At 73.5% G+C, this 19,248-nt stretch carries 16 protein-coding genes; 9 read left to right on the top strand and 7 right to left on the bottom strand.

All coding sequences use genetic code 11. The annotated features are described in order from the left end of the window. Positions 1–6: 6 nt before the first annotated feature. On the top strand, positions 7–858 hold the full coding sequence (locus OHA30_RS02245; RefSeq protein ID WP_328912075.1) for an NAD-dependent epimerase/dehydratase family protein: 852 nt from the start codon (positions 7–9) through the stop codon (positions 856–858). Positions 859–927: 69 nt separating this feature from the next. Here OHA30_RS02245 and OHA30_RS02240 read toward each other — a convergent pair whose 3' ends face one another. The 7 genes from OHA30_RS02240 to OHA30_RS02210 form a co-directional block, all read right to left on the bottom strand. Further along, on the bottom strand, positions 928–2,169 hold the full coding sequence (locus OHA30_RS02240; RefSeq protein WP_328912074.1) for a 3-deoxy-7-phosphoheptulonate synthase class II: 1,242 nt from the start codon (positions 2,167–2,169) through the stop codon (positions 928–930). A gap of 175 nt (positions 2,170–2,344) precedes the next feature. Then, on the bottom strand, positions 2,345–3,823 hold the full coding sequence (locus OHA30_RS02235; protein ID WP_328912073.1) for a lyase family protein: 1,479 nt from the start codon (positions 3,821–3,823) through the stop codon (positions 2,345–2,347). After that, on the bottom strand, positions 3,820–5,841 hold the full coding sequence (locus tag OHA30_RS02230; protein WP_328912072.1) for an FAD/NAD(P)-binding protein: 2,022 nt from the start codon (positions 5,839–5,841) through the stop codon (positions 3,820–3,822). The genes OHA30_RS02235 and OHA30_RS02230 overlap by 4 nt, the downstream gene beginning before the upstream one ends. A gap of 106 nt (positions 5,842–5,947) precedes the next feature. Continuing rightward, positions 5,948–8,254: an anthranilate synthase component I gene (locus OHA30_RS02225; protein ID WP_328912071.1), complete on the bottom strand. Its 2,307-nt coding sequence runs from the start codon at positions 8,252–8,254 to the stop codon at positions 5,948–5,950. 121 nt (positions 8,255–8,375) lie between these two features. Continuing rightward, the gene (locus OHA30_RS02220; RefSeq protein ID WP_328912070.1) at positions 8,376–10,013 is read right to left on the bottom strand and encodes an AMP-binding protein; all 1,638 of its coding nucleotides are present in this window, start codon (positions 10,011–10,013) and stop codon (positions 8,376–8,378) included. Positions 10,014–10,033: 20 nt separating this feature from the next. Next, positions 10,034–10,567, bottom strand: coding sequence for a hotdog fold thioesterase (locus tag OHA30_RS02215; protein WP_328912069.1), 534 nt, complete (start codon positions 10,565–10,567; stop codon positions 10,034–10,036). Continuing rightward, positions 10,560–12,113 (bottom strand): class I adenylate-forming enzyme family protein, encoded by a 1,554-nt coding sequence (locus tag OHA30_RS02210; protein ID WP_328912068.1) that lies wholly within the window; start codon positions 12,111–12,113, stop codon positions 10,560–10,562. Before OHA30_RS02210 ends, OHA30_RS02215 begins: the two co-directional genes overlap by 8 nt. 294 nt (positions 12,114–12,407) lie before the next feature. On the opposite strand from OHA30_RS02210, the gene paaA reads away from it, so the two are divergent. The 8 genes from paaA (at position 12,408) to OHA30_RS02170 (ending at position 19,090) form a co-directional block, all read left to right on the top strand. Next, complete coding sequence (gene paaA / locus OHA30_RS02205; protein WP_328917694.1) at positions 12,408–13,478, top strand: 1,2-phenylacetyl-CoA epoxidase subunit PaaA; 1,071 nt, start codon at positions 12,408–12,410, stop codon at positions 13,476–13,478. Beyond that, on the top strand, positions 13,475–13,762 hold the full coding sequence (gene paaB, locus OHA30_RS02200) for a 1,2-phenylacetyl-CoA epoxidase subunit PaaB (RefSeq protein WP_328912067.1): 288 nt from the start codon (positions 13,475–13,477) through the stop codon (positions 13,760–13,762). Before paaA ends, paaB begins: the two co-directional genes overlap by 4 nt. Next, complete coding sequence (paaC, locus tag OHA30_RS02195; protein WP_328912066.1) at positions 13,759–14,589, top strand: 1,2-phenylacetyl-CoA epoxidase subunit PaaC; 831 nt, start codon at positions 13,759–13,761, stop codon at positions 14,587–14,589. The genes paaB and paaC overlap by 4 nt, the downstream gene beginning before the upstream one ends. Positions 14,590–14,678: 89 nt before the next feature. Next, positions 14,679–15,209, top strand: a complete 531-nt coding sequence (paaD, locus tag OHA30_RS02190) for a 1,2-phenylacetyl-CoA epoxidase subunit PaaD (RefSeq protein WP_405786168.1) — start codon at positions 14,679–14,681, stop codon at positions 15,207–15,209. After that, positions 15,209–16,339, top strand: coding sequence for a 2Fe-2S iron-sulfur cluster-binding protein (locus OHA30_RS02185; protein WP_328912064.1), 1,131 nt, complete (start codon positions 15,209–15,211; stop codon positions 16,337–16,339). The genes paaD and OHA30_RS02185 overlap by 1 nt, the downstream gene beginning before the upstream one ends. Before the next feature lie 633 nt (positions 16,340–16,972). Next, positions 16,973–17,437: a hypothetical protein gene (locus tag OHA30_RS02180; RefSeq protein ID WP_328912063.1), complete on the top strand. Its 465-nt coding sequence runs from the start codon at positions 16,973–16,975 to the stop codon at positions 17,435–17,437. 58 nt (positions 17,438–17,495) lie between these two features. Then, positions 17,496–18,140, top strand: coding sequence for a hypothetical protein (locus OHA30_RS02175; protein ID WP_328912062.1), 645 nt, complete (start codon positions 17,496–17,498; stop codon positions 18,138–18,140). Positions 18,141–18,415: 275 nt separating this feature from the next. Then, positions 18,416–19,090 (top strand): Type 1 glutamine amidotransferase-like domain-containing protein, encoded by a 675-nt coding sequence (locus OHA30_RS02170; protein WP_328912061.1) that lies wholly within the window; start codon positions 18,416–18,418, stop codon positions 19,088–19,090. The last annotated feature ends 158 nt before the right edge of the window (positions 19,091–19,248 follow it).

Below are 19,248 nucleotides of genomic sequence, written 5' to 3'. Positions count from 1 at the left end.
GAATCGATGACGCGCATCTTCGTCGCTGGAGGCACCGGGGCCGTGGGGCGGCTGCTCGTGCCGCTCCTGGTCGAGGCCGGGCACCAGGTCACGGGCGGTACCCGTACGGCCGAGGGGGTGGAGGACCTGCACGCCCACGGCGCCGAAGGAGTACGGCTCGACGTCTTCGACCGCGACGCGGTGGCCGACGCCCTGACCGCCGCCGCCCCCGAGGTCGTCGTCCACCAGCTGACCTCGCTGGCCGGCGGCAACCCCGTCGACAACGCCCGTATCCGCCGCGAGGGCACCCGCAACCTGGTGGACGCGGCGAAGAAGGCCGGAGTGCGGCGGATCGTCGCCCAGTCCATCTCCTGGGCGTACGAGGAGGGCGGCGTCCCCGCCGACGAGACGACCCCGCTGGACACCGGCGCGCCCGACCCCCGCGCGACCAGCGTCGGCGGCATCGTCGCCCTGGAGGACGCGGCGGCGGAGATCGAGGAGCATGTCGTCCTGCGGTACGGGACCTTCTACGGCCCCGGCACCTGGTACGCGCCCGGCGGTCTGATGGCCGGCAAGCTCGCGGACGGCGCGCTGCCCGCCCACTCCGGCGTCTCCTCCTTCGTGCACGTCGAGGACGCCGCCCGGGCCGCCGTACTCGCGCTGGGCTGGCCGAGCGGCCCGGTCAACGTCGTGGACGACGAGCCCGCGGCCGCCCGGGAGTGGGTGCCCGCGCTGGCCGCGGCCCTGGGCCTGGCCGTGCCCGAGCCGTCGGAGGGCGGCGCGGGCTGGGAGCGCGGGGCCGTCAACGCCAAGGCGCGGAGCCTGGGATGGACGCCCGCGCACACCACGTGGCGGACCGGGTTCGCCCACCAGGGCTGAGGACGGGCTGCCGCCCGGGAGACGGCGTTCTCCCGGGCGCGAGTCCTCCGCGCGGTCGCCGGATCGCGTTCAGCCGGCCAGTAACTCGGCCACCGCGTGGGACAGTTCGCGCGCCTGGGCGCGATTGAGCCGGGGGTCGCAGGCGGTCTCGTACCGCAGCGGGAGGTCGGCGAAGCCGAGCCCTTCCGGGCCGCCGACGCACTCGGTGACGTCCTCGCCGGTGAGTTCCAGATGGACGCCGCCGGGGTGGGTGCCCAGCGCGCGGTGGACCTCGAAGAAGCCCCGGATCTCGTCGAGCACCGTGTCGTACACGCGGGTCTTGTGGCCGGTGGGGGCCTGGACGGTGTTGCCGTGCATCGGGTCGCAGACCCACACCACCCTGGCGCCGCAGGCCGTGACCTTCTCGACCAGACCGGGCAGCAGATCGCGCACCCGGTCGGCGCCCATGCGCGTGATCAGGGTGAGCCGGCCCGGTTCACGCCGAGGATCGATCCGGTCGATCAGCGCGAGGGCCTCGTCGGCGGTCGCGGTCGGCCCGAGCTTGACCCCGACCGGGTTGCCGATCCGCGCGGCGAACGCGATGTGCTCGCCGTCGAGCCCCCGGGTCCGCTCGCCGATCCACAGCATGTGCCCGGACAGCCCGTACGGGCGGCCGGTGCCGGAGGCGATCCGGGTCAGGGCGTGCTCGTACTCCAGGAGCAGTGCCTCGTGGCTGGTGAACAACTCCGCGTCCGCCGCGTCCTGGGCGAGGTCGTCCGGTACGGCCCGCCCCGGGCCGGGCCCGCCGTCCGGGGACAGCGCCCGCAGCACACTCATCGTCTCCGCTGAGGCGTCGTACATCCGCCGCAGCCGCCCGGGGTCGGGGGTGCGGGCCGACGCGGTGAAGTCCGGGCCGTTGACCGCGTCGCCCCGGTAGGAGGGCAGGGTCAGCCCGCCGCGGGTCTCGGTCGGCGCGGACCGCGGCTTGGCGTACTGCCCGGCGATCCGCCCGACCCGCACCACCGGCACGCCCGTGGCCGCGGTGAGCACACCGGCCATCTCCCGCAGGGTCCGCAGCTTGCCGCGCACCCGCTCGGGGCCGTTGCCGTCGAAGGTCTCCGCGCAGTCCCCGCCCTGGAGCAGGAACGCCTCACCGCGGGCCACGGCCGCCAGGCGCTCGCGCAGCCGGTCGCTGCGCGCGGGCGAGGTCAGCGGCGGGGCGGCCGCGAGGTCGGCGAGGACCCGGCGCAGCGCCAAGGGGTCGGGCCAGCGGGGCTGCTGCGCGCCGGGGACGGGCCGCAGATCCGGTGAGCCCGCTTCGGTGACGGTCATGGGTGGGGTGGGCGACGTCCGGCCCGCCGTCGCGCTTCCTTCCGTGGCGTGGGGACGGCCGGATGAGAGCCGCCTTCGGCGCGGCCTCAGCAGTCGGGGCGGTTCCGTGCGGGGTCGCGGGCGACGGGGATCAGGGACCGGAGGAACGACGCGGGCCGGGGTCGGGAAAGCGGGGTCAGGGACGCAGGGCGCGGTCCACCAGGGGGCCCGCCGCGCCGGTGTAGCCCGCCGGGTCGAGCAGGGCGTCCAGTTCGGCGGCCGACAGCGTGCCCTTGATCTCCGCGTCCTCGGCCAGGACGTCGCCGAGCGGGCGGCCGTCCCTGGCGGCCAGCGCGGAGGCCCGGGTGAGCAACTGCCGGGCGGGCAGCCGGCCGAGCAGCGGGGTGAGGCGGGCGGCGAGCCGTTCGGCGACGATCTGGCCGCCGGTCAGACCGAGGTTGTGCCGCATGCGGTCGACCCGGACCTCCAGACCCTCCAGGAGTTCGACCGCCGTGTGCGCGGCGCCGCCGGTCAGCCGCAGACACTCGCGCAGCGGCTGCCACTCCGCCTGCCAGACCCCGCCGGACCGCTCGTCCTCGGTGAGCAGGGACTGCGTCAGCACCGTCGCGTACGCGGGCACCTGGAGCGCGGCGCTGCGGATCAGCGCGGCCAGGACGGGATTGCGCTTGTGCGGCATGGCCGAGGACACCCCGCGCCCGGCCGGTCCGGGCTCGGCGAGTTCCCCGATCTCGGTACGGGCCAGGGTCTGCACGTCGACGGCGATCTTGCCCAGGGCCCCGGTGGTGAAGGCCAGTACGGCACCGAGGTCGGCAAGGGGGGTGCGCAGGGAGTGCCAGGGCAGGGTGGGGCGGGCCAGCCCGGTCTCCTCGGCGAAGGCGTCGGTGAGGCGGTCGAGGTAGACACCGCCGTCCGCGCGGGGGCCGGGACCGGTGGCGGAGCGGCCGGCGGCCTCCAGGTCGGCGTACTCCAGATACCCGGCGCTGGTGCCGGCGGCGCCGCCCAGGGCCACGGGCAGCCCGCTCGCCACGAGCCGGTCGGTACGGTCCAGCGCGTCCAGCACCAGCGCGCGCCAGCCGGCCGCCTTGAGACCGAAGGTGGTGGGCACCGCGTGCAGCGCGAGGGTACGGCCGGCCATGGTGGTGTCGCGGTGGTCGGCGGCCAGCCGGGCCAGGGCGTCGGCCGCGCGGGCCAGGTCCGCGCGGACGACGCGCAGCGCCCGCGAGGCGACCAGCATGGCGCCGGTGTCGAAGATGTCCTGGCTGGTGGAGCCGCGGTGCACGTACTCGGCGGCGTCCGGAGCGCGTTCGGCGACCGCGCGGGTCAGCGCCTGGACCAGGCCCACGACCGGGTTGGCGGTCTCCCGCGCGGTCAGCGCGAGGGGACGCGGGTCGGGCGGGAACGCGGCGGCCGCCTCGGTGATCGCGCGGGCGGCCGCCTCCGGGACCGTGCCCAGCCGCGCCTGGGCGCGGGCGAGGGCCGCCTCGGCGTCGAGCATCGCCCGCAGCCAGGCGGCGTCGTCGACCGCCGCCTCCACCGGGGTTCCGGCCCGCACGGGTGACAGCAACCCGGTGTCCGGCGCGACGCCGGCCCCCGGGCCGGGGCTTTCACCCGGCGCCGGGCCGGGCGGAGGGGGAGGGAGGGTCGGGCCGGTCATGCGTACACCCCGTTCAGGTCACTGTCCGTCTGGCTGCCGTCGGTACCGTTTGTACCTTCCGCCGCGCCCGGGGCGCCCGGCGGAGGGTCGTTCCGGGCGGACCGCGAGGAGAGAACGGCGCGGGCGATGGCGTCGGAGTCGCCGAGGGTGACCGAGTCGACGCCGGGGCGGATGCCCGCCGCGGTGACCCAGTGCACCGCCTCGGTGGGGACACCGTAGGCGTAACGCCTGGGGTGGGCCCGGCCGTTGGCGTCCAGCAGGCGGTACGGCCGCTCGGTGACGGCCAGGCCGCCGCTCTCGTAGGGCTCACCGGACCCGGCCGGGATCGTGTAGGGCCGGCACTGACCGGTGCTCAGCAGATGGCGCAGCAGCGGGTCCGCGGTGCGGCGCAGGTCCGGCTCGGGCAGCCGGGCCTCGATGAGGACCCCGGCCCGCACCCGGCTGCCCGGGACATCGGACTCGGCGACGAAGGACGGTGTGTCCGCGTCCAGCCGCACCCGTACCCCGGGACCGAGCACGGTCAGCACCCCGGCCTCGATCAGGGCCGTCATCTCCTCGATACGGGAGGTCGGCGGGCCGATGGACAGGAAAGCGTTGAGCGGGGTGTACCAGTCCCGCAGTTCCGTGCGGTAGGACCCGCCGTCTATCCCCGCGTGGTCGACGGCGAGCCGTATCTCGTTGCGCAGGTCGCGCAGCACGTCGAGGGCGGCCTTGAGGGGACCGCCGACGTTCCCGGCGCGGGCGTCGAGGACATCGCGGCGCAGCCGGTCGAGCAGCCACGCGTGGAAGTCGCCGGGGCCGGTGAACGTGACGTCGCCGTGCGGGCGGGCCAGATCCGCCCACTCCCAGCGGTCTGCGGCGCCGATGCCGTACGAGTCCAGCAGCGCCCGCCGCTCGTCGTCCCGCCGGGCGGCCAGGTAGCGCGCGACCAGCGCGGGCCGCTCGGCGTCACGGCCGAGGGAGGTGAGCAGGGTGCCGTAGTAGACGCTCTCGACCTCCGTGGCGATCAGCGGCCACAGGTCCTCGCGGAAGGTGACCCGGCCGCCGCCCCGGACGCGTTCGCGCAGGCGTCGGACCGTGTCGACGGTCAGCAGGGCGGGCTGGTGGCGGCCGTGCGCTCCCTTCTCGTTCTCGCCGCGCGCGTGGTAGGGCACCCCTCGCCGCGATCCGGCGTACAGCCGCGGCTCGCGGCCGGAGGGGCGGTAGACCAGGCGGTCGCCGGCCCGCTCGAAGGAGCCGCCGCGGCCGTGGGTGAACAGCGCCATGTGGTCGAAGAAGTTCAGGCCCAGGCCGCGCAGGAGTACGGCCGCGCCGGGGCCGATCGCGGCCAGGTCCACATCGGCGGGGTTGGCCGGGGCGATGTACGTCAGTCCGGCCTCCCTCGCCCGCCGGGCGAACTCCTCCTCCCCGGCGTCGGGCCGGGCCGGCACATGGCCCTGGGCGAGCACCACCGCGTGCAGACCGGTGAGGCGGGTGCCGTCCTCCAGGGTGAGCGTCTGGAGGCGATCGCCGGTGCCGTCGTCGTCCAGGGCGAGGGCGAGGCCGCGGTGGGTGACGACGGTGACGTGCGCGGGAGCGCCGGCGGTGAGGTAACGGTGGACGGCCTCCAGGTAGTGGCCGTAGAAGGCGCGGGTGGGGTAGTCGTCGGGCCCGAGCGCGCGGGCCTCGGCGCGCACCCGTTCGTCGTGGTCGCCGGGCGGGTCCTCGTCCGGGTGGCTCAGCAGCGCCGGTGAGCGGGCCCACTCGTACAGGCTGGGGCCGGACTCGACGGGACCCTCGATCCGGACGCTGTCGTCGGTGAAGAGGGTGATCTGCGAGGCGACGGTGTTCATCAGCAGATGCCGGGACTGGGCGGTGCGCCACACCCGGCCGGCGCCGGGCGGGTAGGGGTCCACGACATGGACGGTGACGGCGTCGCGGGAGGGGGACTTGCGCTCGTTGGCACACAGCCGTTCGAGCACCGACAGCCCCCGCGGTCCCATGCCGACGAGTCCTACGCGCAGATGTGTGCCGGTCACTCGGGCTCTCCTGTTCCACGGGTCCGCGGACCCGGACGAGTGCCCGCCGGGCCGGGCAGGGCGTTCCGCGCGGCGGCGCCGGCAGCGGCGGCGGCGCCGGTCCGCGTCACGGCCGGCCGGCCCGGGCGAGGCGGGTCAGCGAGGCGACGGCGTTGGCGATGATCAGATGGCCGGCCCCGCCACGCGTGGTCATGATCGATTCGGGGTGGAACTGGACGGCGGCCAGCGGTCGTTCACGGTGCTCCACGACCATGGCCACGCCGTCGTCGGTCTCGGCGGTCACCCGCAGCTCGTCCGGTACGTCGCCGGTGGGAGTGTACAGCGAGTGGTAGCGGCCCGCGTCGAACTCCGCCGGCAGCCCGGCCAGCAGCGCGCTGCCGGGGTCGGTGACCCTGACCCGCGAGGGCTTGCCGTGCATCGGGAGGTCCAGGACGGACAGGGTGCCGCCGAAGTACTCGATCAGGCCCTGGAGGCCCAGGCACACCCCGAAGACGGGGAGGTCCAGCTTCTCGGCCTCGGCGAAGGTGCCCGCCAGGTCGAAGTCGGCGGGCCGGCCCGGGCCGGGGGACAGGACGAGCAGATCGGGGCGTTCACTGGTCAGCAGCGGCAGATGGCGGCCGGCCCGGTAGGTGCTCACACGGGCGCCGGTCTGCCGCAGATAGTCGGCCAGGGTGTGCGCGAAGGAGTCCCGGTGGTCGACCATCAGCACCCGCAGGCCCTCGCCGGGGCGCCCGGCGTCGGTGCCGTTCCCGTCGGCGCGTCCGGGGCCCGGGGAGTACGGTGCGGCCGGCGCCTCCAGGACCCGCAGCAGCGCCTTGGCCTTCAGTTCGGTCTCGGCCTCCTCCGCCTCGGGCGCGGAGTCGTGCAGCAGCGTCGCGCCGGCCCGTACGGTGGCCACCCCGTCGCGCACCTGGATCGTCCGCAGCGTCAGCACGGTGTCCAGCGTGCCGTCGAAGGCCAGCACCCCGGCCGCGCCGCCGTACCAGCGGCGGGCGGACCGCTCCTCGCGCTCGACGAACTCCACGGCGGCGAGCTTGGGGGCGCCGGTGACGGTGACCGCCCACAGGTGCGCGAGGAAGCCGTCCAGCGCGTCCCGGCCGGGGGAGAGCAGGCCCTCGACATGGTCGACGGTGTGGATGAGCGTGGAGTACATCTCGATCCGGCGGCGCGCGGTGACCCGTACGGTGCCGGGCACGCACACCCGTGCCTTGTCGTTGCGGTCCACGTCCGTGCACATGGTCAGCTCGGACTCCTCCTTGACCGAGCCCAGCAGGTCGCGGACCCGCTCGGCGTCCTCCAGGACGTCGGCGCCGCGGGCGATCGTGCCGCTGATCGGCGAGGACTCCACGACCAGGCCGCCCCGGGCGTCGGCCGCCCGGTGCCGGACCCTGACGAACATCTCGGGGGAGGCGCCGACCAGGTACTCGCCCTCGCCGAGGTTGGCCAGCAGGCTGTGCGGGGCCGGGTTGGACGCGCGCAGCCGCCGGAAGAGTTCGGAGGGCGGCTGGGCGCAGGCGCGGCGGAAGACCTGGCCGGGCACCACCTCGAAGAGGTCGCCGGAGCGGAAGAGCGACTTGGCGCGGGTCACCACCTCGGCGTACTCGCCGGGCGCGTGGTCGCGCGGCGCGTCGGGGACGCCGGGTACGAAGGGGCGGGCGGGAGTGGTCCGGGGCAGGCCCTCGGTGGTGCGGCCGGCCGCGGCGAACTCGTAGCGGTGGCGTACCGCCCGGTCGTGGCGCAGGTCGAACTCGACGATCTCGTCGGGCAGATGGAGCACCAGGTCGCGGTCGCCCGGGTCGCGCGGCTGACGCAGGGGGACGGGATCGAGGTGGAAGATCAGGTCGTAGCCGAACGCGCCGTACAGGCCCAGCAGTTCGTCCCGCGGGCCGGACATGGCCGTGAGCAGGGCGCGGACCGGGGCGAAGGCACCGGCGTGGCGGGTGCGGTCCTCCTCCGCGAAGACCCGGTCGCCGGCCGGCACCCGGCCGCTGACCGTGCCAGGACCGCTCTCGGTGAGGGTCAACAAGCGGGCCAATAAGGGTTCCAGGGCGTGCAGCAGCACCTGACCGCGGTGGTTCAGGGCGCTCACGGCGATCAGATCGCCGCGTACCGTCACTTCGAGCGGCGGGTCCACGTAGCCGACGACCCGGTCGTGGCCGCGGTGGATCAGCATGCCGCGGCGCTGGTCGAGGGCGCGCGCCAGGCCGTCGCGGACGAGGCGGGCGGGGCCGGCCGGTTCGCTGACGCGGTGGACGCGGACGCCCGCGGGGGTGGTCCAGAGCCGGTCCGCGGTACCGGACGGGCCGCCGGCTTCCGCGGTGCCTGCTGTTTCTACGGTGCTCGCTGTTTCCGCGGTTCCGTCCGCTTCTGCGGTGCCGGCCGCGGCGGCCGTCGAGGTCTCCAGCAGTGACATGGCAACGGGCCTTTCCTGCACGGATGTCGGGAAGGGAAGGGCGGAGCCCGGGGCGCGGGCCCCGGCGGGCGCCCCGGAGGCCGGGCGGGTCGCGCCGCCCGGCACCGGAAGGGCCCTCGGATCACGCGCTGCGCGCCATCACCGAATCCCGCAGCACGGAGCGCTGGAGCTTTCCGGTCGCGCTCGACGGAAGAGCGGTGACGAATTCCACCAGTCGGGGGTACTTGTAGGGAGCGATCGTGGCCTTGACGAACTCCTGTATGTCCTTGGCCAGTTGCCCGGACGGAGAGTGCCCGGGGGCCAGTACGACATAGGACTTGACGAGGGCTCCGCGCTCGTCGTCGGGGACGCCGACGACACCGCAGTCGGCCACCGCGGGATGCCGTATGACGGCCTGCTCGACCTCGGGGGCGGCCACGTTGTAGCCGGAGGTCACGATCATGTCGTCGGAACGCGCCTGGTACCAGAAGTAACCTTCGGTGTCCCGGATGTAGATGTCGCCGGTGATGTTCCAGCCGTCCCGTACGTGGGTGCGCTGCCGCTCGTCGCTGAGGTAGCGGCAGCCGGTCGGGCCCTGGACGGCGAGCCGGCCGGGGGTGCCGTCGGGCAGCTCGGCGCCGCCCTCGTCGACGACCCGGGCCCGGAAGCCGGGCACCGGCCGTCCGGTGGCGCCCACCCGGATGTCGTCGTCCGCCGCGGAGATGAAGATGTGCAGCATCTCGGTCGAGCCCAGACCGTCGATGATCCGCAGACCGGTGGCGTCGTGGAAGGCCCGCCACACCCACGCGGGCAGCGCCTCGCCCGCCGAGACACAGCGCCGCAGCGAGGACAGGTCGTAGTCCTTGATCCCGTCAAGTGCCTTGCGGTAGGCGGTGGGTGCGGTGAAGAGCACGCTCGCGCGGTGCCGTTCCACGGCGCGGAAGAGCGCGTCGGGCGGCGCCTTCTCCAGCAGGACGGCCGAGGCGCCGGCCCGCAGCGGGAAGACCACCAGACCGCCCAGGCCGAAGGTGAAGGCCAGCGGCGGGCTGCCGATGAACACGTCGTCGGGGTCGGGCCGCAGCACATGCGCGCTGAACGTGTCGGCGATGGCGAGCACATCGCGGTGGAAGTGCAGCGTCGCCTTGGGCTCCCCGCTGGTGCCGGAGGTGAAGGCGATCAGCGCCACGTCGTCTGCGGCGGTCCGCACGGCGGTGAAGTGCGGGGAGCGGTCGGCCGCCAGCGGGGCGGGCCCGCCGTCCGTCCCGTCGGCGCCGGTGTAGGTGAGGATGCGTGCGCGGGGGAAGCCGGCGGCCTCCAGCTCACCGGTCAAGTCCTGCTCGCACAAGGCGAGTTGGACCTGGGCGCGGTCGGTGATCTGCTTCAGCTCACCGGCCCGCAGCAGCGGCATCGTCGTCACCACGACGGCCCCGGCCTTCAGCGCGGCCAGCCAGCAGGCCACCAGCCAGGGGGAGTTGGGGCCGCGCAGCAGCACCCGGTTGCCGGGCACCAGACCGTGGTCGTCGACCAGCAGATGGGCGATCCGGTTGGCGCGGTCGCGCAGTCGGGCGTAGCTCCACTCCCGCCCGTCCTGGTCGTACAGGGCGGGCCGGTCGGCGCCGTACCGCTCGATGGTGGTGTCCAGCAGCTCGTGGGCGCAGTTGAGCAGCCGCGGATAGCGCAGTTCGGGCAGATCGGTGACCAGTTCGGGCCACTGCTCGGCGGGCGGCAGGCCGTCGCGGGCGAAGGTGTCCCGGTGGGCGGAGGGGGTCGGCGGCACCATGGGCTGATCTCCTCGATCTCTCAGGCCCGCGAACGCACGCAGGTCATCCGGGCGCTGCACACCCGGCGGCCCTGCTCGTCCTCGACGGCGATCTCGTACGTGGCGTGGGTACGGCCCAGACGTACGGCGGTGGCCACACCCGTGACCCGCCCGGTGGACACCGGCCGGTGGTGACTGGCGTTGATCTCGGTGCCCACTCCGACACCGCCGTCGGCCGCGAAGTGCAGACAGGCGCCGATCGAGGCAAGGGACTCGGCCAGTACGCAGGAGGCGCCGCCGTGCAGCACCCCGAAGGGCTGGGTGTTGCCGAGCACGGGCATCGAGCCGACGACGCGGCCGGGTTCGGCGGAGATCAGCTCGATGCCGAGGCGGGCGCCCAGTTCGCCGGCGCCGACGGGGACGGTGGGCTCGTCGGCGGGAAGGCTGAGGCCGGGATCGTGGTCGGGGGCGCCGAGGCCCGGCTCGCCGGTGGGGACGGCGAGGCCCGGCTCGCCGGTGGGGACGCCGACGCCCAACTCCACGGCGGCCGACGGCCGGTGACCGGTGTCAGTCACGGACGCCTTCCTTCTCCAGCAGCCGGATCAGCTCCGGCCGCCGTACCTTCCAGGTCGAGGTGCGCGGCACCCGGTCGAAGGGCAGTTGCACCACCTCGGCCAGTACCGGCAGTCCGGACAGCGCCAGCCGCCAGCGCTCGTCGTCCAGCGGCTCGTCCCCGCGGGTGCACACCACCGGCACCGGTACGGGGCCGAGCCCGCCGAGGACCACGACCTCGCGCAGCTCCGGCAGCCGCTCCATCAGGGTGTCCTCGATCTCCAGGTTGGAGTCGACCGTGCCGACCGAGTCGATCTCCCGGTCCAGCAGATGCAGCCGCCCCAGCCGGTCCAGATAGCCCAGGTCGCCCATCCGCCACCAGGAGCCGTTCTGCTGCTCGGCGAAGCGGGCGTCCTCCTTGAGGTAAGTGATCGCGCGCGTACGGCTGTTGACCTCTATGTGACCCACCGTGCCGGCCTTCACCCGGCGGCCCTCGTCGTCGGTGATACGCATCCGGATCACCCCGGGCAGCGGCCGGCCCACACACCGTCCGTCCATCCGGGCCAGCCCGCGCGCGGTGTAGAAGCGGCCGGCGACCGGCCCGGTCTCGGTCTGCCCGTACAGCTGGATGAACTTCGGGCCGCGGCGGACCGACGCGCCCAGCAGGGTCTGGATGGTGCGCGGGTGCATCGCGTCGAAGGTGGCGCTGTAGCACCGCACGCTGGACAGCGGCCGGCCGTCGGCATCGGCCAGCACCTCCCAGTCGATGAAGGTGTTGGGCTGGGTCTCCACCGCGCCGGGCCGGTGCCGGGCGAAGAACGGCCCGATGTTCTCCGGGCCGGTGTCCACCGCGATCAGCAGCGGGTTGCCGTAGGAGATGCCCAGGTCGAGGGCGCTGTAGAAGCGGGCGTGGACGAAGGTGACGGCGAGGGCGACGGTCTCGTGCCGCCACACCCAGGAGCCGACGACCTTCTGGAGCCACAGCCGGTGGTAGAGCGCGTTGGGCGTCTGCACGACCAGCTTGGGCAGTCCGGTCGTCCCCGAGGTGTGGCTGATCAGACCCGGCTCGTGCGGTCCGGGCACCGACGTGCCGCGCAGCGAGGCCGCCCGGTGGCGGCTCAGCGACTGGGTGCCGGGCAGCTCCTCGCCCGCGACCAGCAGCACCCCGCGCGCGGCGGAGGCGTCGAGCCCGGTGGCGGTGAACTTGTCCGCGTCGGTCAGCAGCCACGGCGAGTCCAGGCGTTCCAGCAGCCCACTGACCGTCTCGCCGGTGAGCATCGGTGAGAACAGCGCGGGGACCGCGCCGGCCCGCTGGACCGCGGCGGCCAGCAGCGCGATGTCGAAGTTGTTGGTCTTGTAGACGGCGACCCGGTCGCCCGGCCGTACCCCGGCGGTCACCAGCCGACCCGCCAACTCCCTTACGAGTTCAGCCAGTCGGCCGACCGTCACCGTGGTGCCGTCCTGCGGCGACAGCTGCAACGGGGTGTCGAGTACGACCGGTGCCGCGGCGTGCCGCCGCGCGGCGCGGTCGAACATCAAGCCGATGTAGAAGCCCTTGCTCCTGGGCACGTCGTCCACTCCCCTCGCTGACTCCTGTGGTGGTCACATGCTGGGGGAGTGCCGGGAGGCGGACGACGGCCACTGACATCTTGCTGCCGCCCGCCCGCGCACCACTGGCAGCAAGCTGACTGCCGCGACTGCCCAGGTCAGCGGAGGAAATACGGTGCGGCTACTGGCGGAAGGAGACTGGTGGTGGCCGAGCGAACTACCCAGACGCCCCCGATTCCGGGCGGCGCCGAGCTGCTGGCGGAGGTCGAGGCGGCCGAGTCCGCGCTGAACGAGGCGGCAGCGGCCGGGACTTCGGTGAGCGCGTCCGCCGCTTCGGAGACTTCGGAGGCCGGGGCCGGGGCCGGGGCTCGGGCCGACGCCGGGGCCGCTGCCGGCCCTTCGGACGAGCCCGCGCTCGCGGCGGCCTTCGAAGCCATGATCGCCGCCGACCAGAAGGTCGAGCCGCGCGACTGGATGCCCGAGGGCTACCGGGCCTCGCTGGTGCGCCAACTCGCCCAGCACGCCCACTCCGAGGTCGTCGGCATGCAGCCCGAGGCCCACTGGATCGCCCGTGCCCCCTCCCTGCACCGCAAGACGGTCCTGCTGGCCAAGGTGCAGGACGAGGCCGGGCACGGCCTCTATCTCTACGCGGCGGCCGAGACCCTGGGCGTACGCCGCTCCGATCTGCTCGACGCGCTGCACGAGGGCCGCCAGGGCTATCTGTCCTTCATCAACTACCCCACGCTGACCTGGGCGGACACCGGCGCCCTGGCCTGGCTGACCGACGGCGCCGCCATCGTCAACCAGGTGCCGCTGTGCCGTACGTCCTACGGCCCCTACGCGCGGGCGATGGTCCGGGTGTGCAAGGAGGAGTCCTTCCACCACCGGCAGGGCTTCGACTCGCTGTGGGCGCTGACCCACGGCTCCCCGGCGCAGCGCGAGATGGCACAGGACGCGGTGGACCGCTGGTGGTACCCGGCGCTGGCGATGTTCGGCCCGCCGCACAGCTCCTCCACCCACTCCGAACGGTCCATGGCCTGGCGGATCAAGCGGTTCACCAACGACGAACTGCGCCAGCGGTTCGTCGACATCTGCGTCCCGCAGGCCGACGCGCTGGGCGTCACCCTGCCCGACCCCGAGCTGCGCTGGAACGCCGAGCGCGGACACTACGACTTCACCCAGCCGGACTTCGCCGAGCTGCGCGAGGTCATCAAGGGCAACGGGCCGTGCAGCCGGCAGCGCGTCGCACACCGGCGGCGGGCGCACGAGGAGGGGGAGTGGGTGCGCGAGGCCGCTTCGGCGCACGCCGCGAAACGCCGGGCCGCCGCTGAGACCGCCGCTGAGACCGGGCCCGGACCCCGTGACGAAGAGGAGCAGGTGGCATGAGCGAGCGCGACTGGCCGCTGTGGGAGGTCTTCGTACGGGCCCGGCGCGGGCTCGCGCACACCCACGCCGGGAGCCTGCACGCCCCCGACGCGCACCTGGCGCTGCGCAACGCCCGCGATCTGTACACCCGGCGCGGCGAGGGCGTCTCACTGTGGGTGGTGCCGGCCGACGCCGTCGTCGCCTCCAGCCCGGACGAGAAGGACCCCTTCTTCGACCCGGCGGCCGACAAGACCTACCGGCACCCCACGTTCTTCGAGCTTCCCGAAGGGATTGAGCACCTGTGACGTCGCCCGCCCGCTCCGGGGCGCCCGGGGCCGTAGCGGACACCGCGAGTGCGCCGGACACCGCGCCCGCCGCCGGGGCCGCGTCCACGTACCCGTACGTCCTGCGGCTCGCCGACGACGCGCTGATCGCCGCCCAGCGGCTGGCCCAATGGTGCACGTACGCACCGCAGTTGGAAGAGGACGTGGCGCTGGCGAACATCGCGCTCGACCTGCTGGGCCAGGCCCGTACGCTGCTGGGCCACGCCGGCGCGCTGGAGGGCCGGGGCCGTGACGAGGACGCCTTGGCCTTTCTGCGCGAGGAGCGGGAGTTCACCAACGTCCAGCTGGTGGAGCTGCCCAACGGCGACTTCGCGCACTCCATCGCCAAGCTGCTCTTCCTCGCCGCCTACCAACGGCTGCTGTACGAGCGGCTGTCCGGCTCACAGGACCCGGTACTGGCCGCGCTCGCCGCCAAGGCCGTCAAGGAGAGCGTCTACCACCTCGACCACGCCGCCGCCTGGACCGAACGGCTCGGCGACGGCACCGAGGAGTCCCACCGCCGGATGCGGGACGCCGTCGCGGCGGTCTGGCCGTACACCCACGATCTGTTCGCCGGCGACCCGTTGTACGCGCGGGTGGCGGCCGAGGGGGTGGGCGTGGACCCGGCGGCGCTGCGCGAGGAGTGGCTGAACGAAGTCCAACGGGTGTTGACAGCAGCCACGTTGAGCATCGCCGACGACAAGTGGACCCCGACGGGCGGGCGTCGGGGTGTGCACACCGAGTCGTTCGGCCCGCTGCTGGCGGAGATGCAGGCGCTGCACCGCGCGCACCCCGGGGTGACGTGGTGACGCGGATTCCGGCGGGCGGGGCGCGGGCGGCGTCTCCGGTGGACGAGGTGGGCGAGGTGGGCGAGGTGGGCGTGGGGGGCCGGGCGCCCCTGGCGTACGGGGACCCCGCCGGGCGACTGCGCGAAGTGCTGTCCACCGTGCGCGACCCGGAGATCCGCGTGCTGTCCCTGGAGGAACTGGGCATCCTGCGGTCCGTGGCCGTCCTGCCGGACGGCGTACCCGTCGTCACCGTCACCCCCACCTACACCGGCTGCCCGGCGATGGACGTGATCCGCGCGGACATCCGTACGGCCGTACTCGCCGCCGGCTACCCCGAGGTGCGGGTCGAAACGGTGTGGTCGCCGGCCTGGTCCACCGACTGGATCGGCCCCGCGGCACGCGCCAAGCTCGCCGCCGCGGGCATCGCCCCGCCGGTCGCGCGCGGCGCCGTACCCGCTGCCCCCGGAGCCGCCGCGCCGCACGGCCGCCGGCTGCTGCCGCTCGCCGTCGCCGTACCGCCCTGCCCCCGCTGCGGCGCGGCGGACACCGAGGAGGTCACCCGTTTCGGCTCCACCGCCTGCAAGGCGCTGTGGCGCTGCCGGTCCTGCCGCGAACCCTTCGACCATCTCAAGGAGCACTGATGAGCGCCGAGACGGCGACCCTGCCGCCGGTGGCCGCGCGAACAGGCTTCCACCCGTTGGAAGTTACGGCGGTCACCCCGGTGGCGGACGACGGGAGCGCGGTGGCCGTCACACTGTGGGTGCCCGAGCCCCTGCGTGAGCGCTTCGCCTTCTCGCCCGGCCAGTTCGTGACCGTACGCGCCGAAGTGGACGGCGAGTCGCCGCGCCGCACGTACTCGGTCTGCTCCACGCCCGAGGCCCTGCGCCGCGAGGGCGAACTGCGGGTGGGCGTACGCGCGGTGACCGGCGGGCGCTTCTCCTCCTGGGTCCACCAGCGGCTCACCCCGGGCGACCGGCTCGAACTGCGGCCGCCCGAGGGCCGGTTCACCACTCCCGTCGCCCCCGGCCGGGCCCGGCGTTACGCGGCGGTGGCGGCCGGTTCCGGCATCACCCCCGTACTGTCCCTGGTGGCCGAGGCGTTGGCGGTCGAGCCGGACAGTGTCTTCACCGTGCTGTACGGCAACCGTACGATGCGCTCGGCGATGTTCATGGAGGAACTGGCCGACCTCAAGGACCGTTACGGCCCCCGCCTCCAACTCGTCCACTTCTTCTCCCGCGAGGCCCATCTCATCGGCCCGGCCGGCCGCCGCCTCGACGCCGACGTCCTCGACCGCGTGCTCACCTCCCTGCTGCCGCCCGCGCTGGTGGACGAGTGGTTCCTCTGCGGCCCGTACGCGATGGTGACCGGGGCCGGCCAGGCGCTGGAACGGGCGGGGGTGCCGGCCGCGTCGGTACGTACGGAGCTCTTCCACGCGGGACCGCTCACCGCGCCGCCCGCGGACGTCGCTGGGGACGATGCGGTTGCCGCCGGGGGCACGGAGCTGTCGGTACGCCTGGAGGGCCGTACGTCCACGGTCCGGACGACGCCCGGCCAGACCATCCTCGAGGCCGCCCTGTCGATCCGCCCCGAACTCCCCTTCTCCTGCCGCTCGGGCGTATGCGCGACCTGCCGCGCGAAGGTCGTCTCCGGCACGGCCTCGATGCGCACGAACTACACCCTCACCGCGCAGGAATCAGCCGAGGACTACATCCTCACCTGCCAAGCGGTCCCCACCTCCGACGCGGTGAGCGTCGACTACGACGTGGTGTAACCGCCCCGATTCTTTTGGCCGTTGAGTCCGGTGTTATCGGCTCGGACGTTGTCAGAGCGGCGTGCGAGGCTCTGGGCATGACCTACGACCTGGCTGTGTGGGAAGGTGGGCGACCGGCGGAGAACAAGGCCGCCGGCCGACTCTTCACCGACGGCCGATGAGGGGCGCGGCTGTGCCGACCGAGGGCGCGGAAGTGCTCAGCCTTACGCCCGTGGCGGCGGTGGAGCAGGCGGCAGTACCGAACTCGACGTGCGGTGCGGGCGGAGTCCGCATGGCAGCCGGGCCCTGGACCCCGGGCTGCGCGGCATCGGTGGCGGGCCTTCCTTCCTCCAGGCCCGCGAGATCCCCGCCGACGACGGGCCGGCGCGGTCGGGGACCGCGGCCGGCGAGGCGTGAAGCCCGGCTCGACCGGGCCCACGGTGTCCGCGGGGCTCGCGGAGCTTGCGGCCAAGAGACCGCAACGAGGCCGCAACGGATGGGTAGCGGCGCTGTCGCTCGGGCATGGGACGTCCCTACCATCGGGTGTGCAGGGGTGCGAAGGGCGATCCCCCGGGCCAAGGGGGCTTTGTGCGGTCGACCGTCTCACGCCCGGCTTTCCGCCGTTTCGCCGCCGTTGTCGCGGTGGGCGCGGCTTTGGCCTCAACCTCAGGATGCACGGTTCCCATTGACGCGATCACCGGTATTTCCGTCACCGCCGAGGGCCACTTGCTCGGTGTCATGATGGTCTGCGGGCACCGGATCGACGGCGCGACCCTCTACGTGGACGCCCCGGACCCCGACCATGAGACTGTGGTGGGTTCATGGACCGCCGACCGTCCTCTCGCGGCCGGTCTCGGCACCTGGACCCTCGACGTTCCCTCGGCCGGCTGGACCGCGACCAGCCCCTTCACTCCGCTCATCCCCGGCACCACCTACATCCTGTACGGCTGGACCAAGGACAACTCGTGGTCGGCGAGCAGCGTTTCCTTCACCCTGGCCGACCGGGACCGCCTCACCCCGGGAACCGTGCGCTACGTCAGCACCTCGGGCCACGGCCACGATTCCGCGATCTCGGTCCCGGTGACGGAGTTCAAGGCCGAGGCATGCCCGAACGGCTGACGCACCAAGTGACGCGGGAACAGGCGGTCCGGGCGGCGGATGCGGAACACTTCCCCAGGTGATCCTGATGCAGCCCGTCCTTGAGGTATACATGCCGGACGGTTTCGCCCTCTGGCCGGTCGCCGATATCGAGCCGTTCGGCCACCTGTCACTGCACGGTGAGCTCTCCCATGCCGAGGTCGGGACAGCGGTGATGCGTATCGCCGGCTGCAACGACATGGAACCCGGTCAGGGGGACGACCGCCCGCCGCGACCAGCCGACCCGCTCGGTGCCTTCCTCCACGGACTGCTGACCTTCGAAGACCTTTTCGCAGCCGGCGGCCTGCGGGTCACGGACACCGCCACGGGCATCACGTTCGCGCCCGGCTGCTGCAACGGCCTGGAGGACTGGCGCGACTGGTACGAGATCGTCGACGGCAGCGGCCATGCCTCCTTCGGCCATGACCCCGACCCGCTTGCCGAGCGTTTCGGCGACACGGTCCGGCTGACTGTCGACGGCGAACAGAGCGACAGTCCGGTGATCGAATTGACCGTCGCCGAGGTTCGCCGCCTGCTTGACGGCGTCGAGCGTGATCTGAACAGCTTTCTGGCGCTGGCTGCCGACTGGATGTCCCGGTACCTGCACGGCTACTCCACCCCTGTCACCGCCGCCCTCGCGCGGGTCCTGGCACTGCCCGAGCCGACCGGGCTCATGCCGCGCTGAGGCCGAGGGGTGAGCCGCGGCGGCAGCCGCGTTGTGTCAGATCCTGATCTCGGTCGCCGGGTGCACCGCCGAGGCAGCCTCATGCCGCCCGCCCGCCTTGAGGCCGTACCGCCGGCGACCACCGGTCGCCCGTCACCTCGACCGCCCGGCTGATCGGGCATCCCGACCGTGCACAGGGTCTCCCACGTCGGCCTTCGAACGGTGACGCCGCTTCGCTGTCGGTTGTGTTAGCGTCATTCGGTTTACGTTCATTATGCGATCAGCGCGGGGGCGTGATGAAGCTTCTCCTTACCGACTCCGGTGTCAGGAACGCGAGCATCCTGGCGGCACTGGTCGAGCTCCTGGGCAAACCGATCGCCGAGGCCGACGCCCTCTGCATCCCCACCGCGGGCTACGGGGGCCCATACGGGGAACCGGGCGGGCCATGGCGTTTCATCAGCGGACGGTCCCCCAGCCCCATGACCGAGTTGGGGTGGAAGTCGGTGGGCGTGCTGGAACTGACCGCACTGCCCACCATCGACAAGGACCGCTGGACCTCCTGGGTCCGAGAGGCAGACGCCCTGCTGGTGAACGGCGGCGACGCGCTGTACCTGTGCCACTGGATGCGCAAGTCCGGACTGGCCGACCTCTTGCCGTCGCTGCGCGACACGGTCTATGTCGGACTCAGTGCCGGGAGCATGGTGCTGACCCTTCGCATCGGGGAGCACTTCGTCGGCTGGAGGCCGCCCACCGGTGACGACCGCACGTTGGGAGTCGTCGATTTCTCCCTCTTCCCGCACCTCGACAGCCCGGGCTTTCCGGAGAACACCATGGCCGAGGCGGAACGGTGGGCCGCCGGGATCAGGGGACCGGCGTACGCCATCGACGCTCAGACCGCCATCAAGGTGACCGACGGCGGCGTTGAGGTCGTCTCGGAGGGGCACTGGAAGCTGTTCAACCCGGCAGCATGAACGTCGACGATCTTTCCGTCCTCGAACTCGCCGCGCCGGGCCCCGGGCGATTTCGTCGCGCAGTTCCTCGGGGGTGCCCGAGCTCAACGACGACACAGTCGTGGTCACCCAGCGCTTCCACGTGATCGACCGGCTGAGCCGTGACGGCGAAGCCGCCG

The organism is Streptomyces sp. NBC_00223 (assembly GCF_036199905.1).
Classification (GTDB): Bacteria; Actinomycetota; Actinomycetes; order Streptomycetales; family Streptomycetaceae; genus Actinacidiphila.
This window is presented reverse-complemented; position numbering and strand designations above follow the sequence as displayed.

Bases quoted from the DNA above. Each gene is read 5' to 3' on its own strand.
- paaB (WP_328912067.1), top strand. From the start codon at position 13,475: ATGAGCGAGCGCGACTGGCCGCTGTGGGAGGTCTTCGTACGGGCCCGG.
- OHA30_RS02220 (WP_328912070.1), bottom strand. From the start codon at position 10,013: ATGGTGCCGCCGACCCCCTCCGCCCACCGGGACACCTTCGCCCGCGAC.
- OHA30_RS02225 (WP_328912071.1), bottom strand. From the start codon at position 8,254: ATGTCACTGCTGGAGACCTCGACGGCCGCCGCGGCCGGCACCGCAGAA.
- OHA30_RS02170 (WP_328912061.1), top strand. From the start codon at position 18,416: ATGAAGCTTCTCCTTACCGACTCCGGTGTCAGGAACGCGAGCATCCTG.
- OHA30_RS02245 (WP_328912075.1), top strand. From the start codon at position 7: ATGACGCGCATCTTCGTCGCTGGAGGCACCGGGGCCGTGGGGCGGCTG.
- OHA30_RS02240 (WP_328912074.1), bottom strand. From the start codon at position 2,169: ATGACCGTCACCGAAGCGGGCTCACCGGATCTGCGGCCCGTCCCCGGC.
- OHA30_RS02185 (WP_328912064.1), top strand. From the start codon at position 15,209: ATGAGCGCCGAGACGGCGACCCTGCCGCCGGTGGCCGCGCGAACAGGC.
- OHA30_RS02235 (WP_328912073.1), bottom strand. From the start codon at position 3,823: ATGACCGGCCCGACCCTCCCTCCCCCTCCGCCCGGCCCGGCGCCGGGT.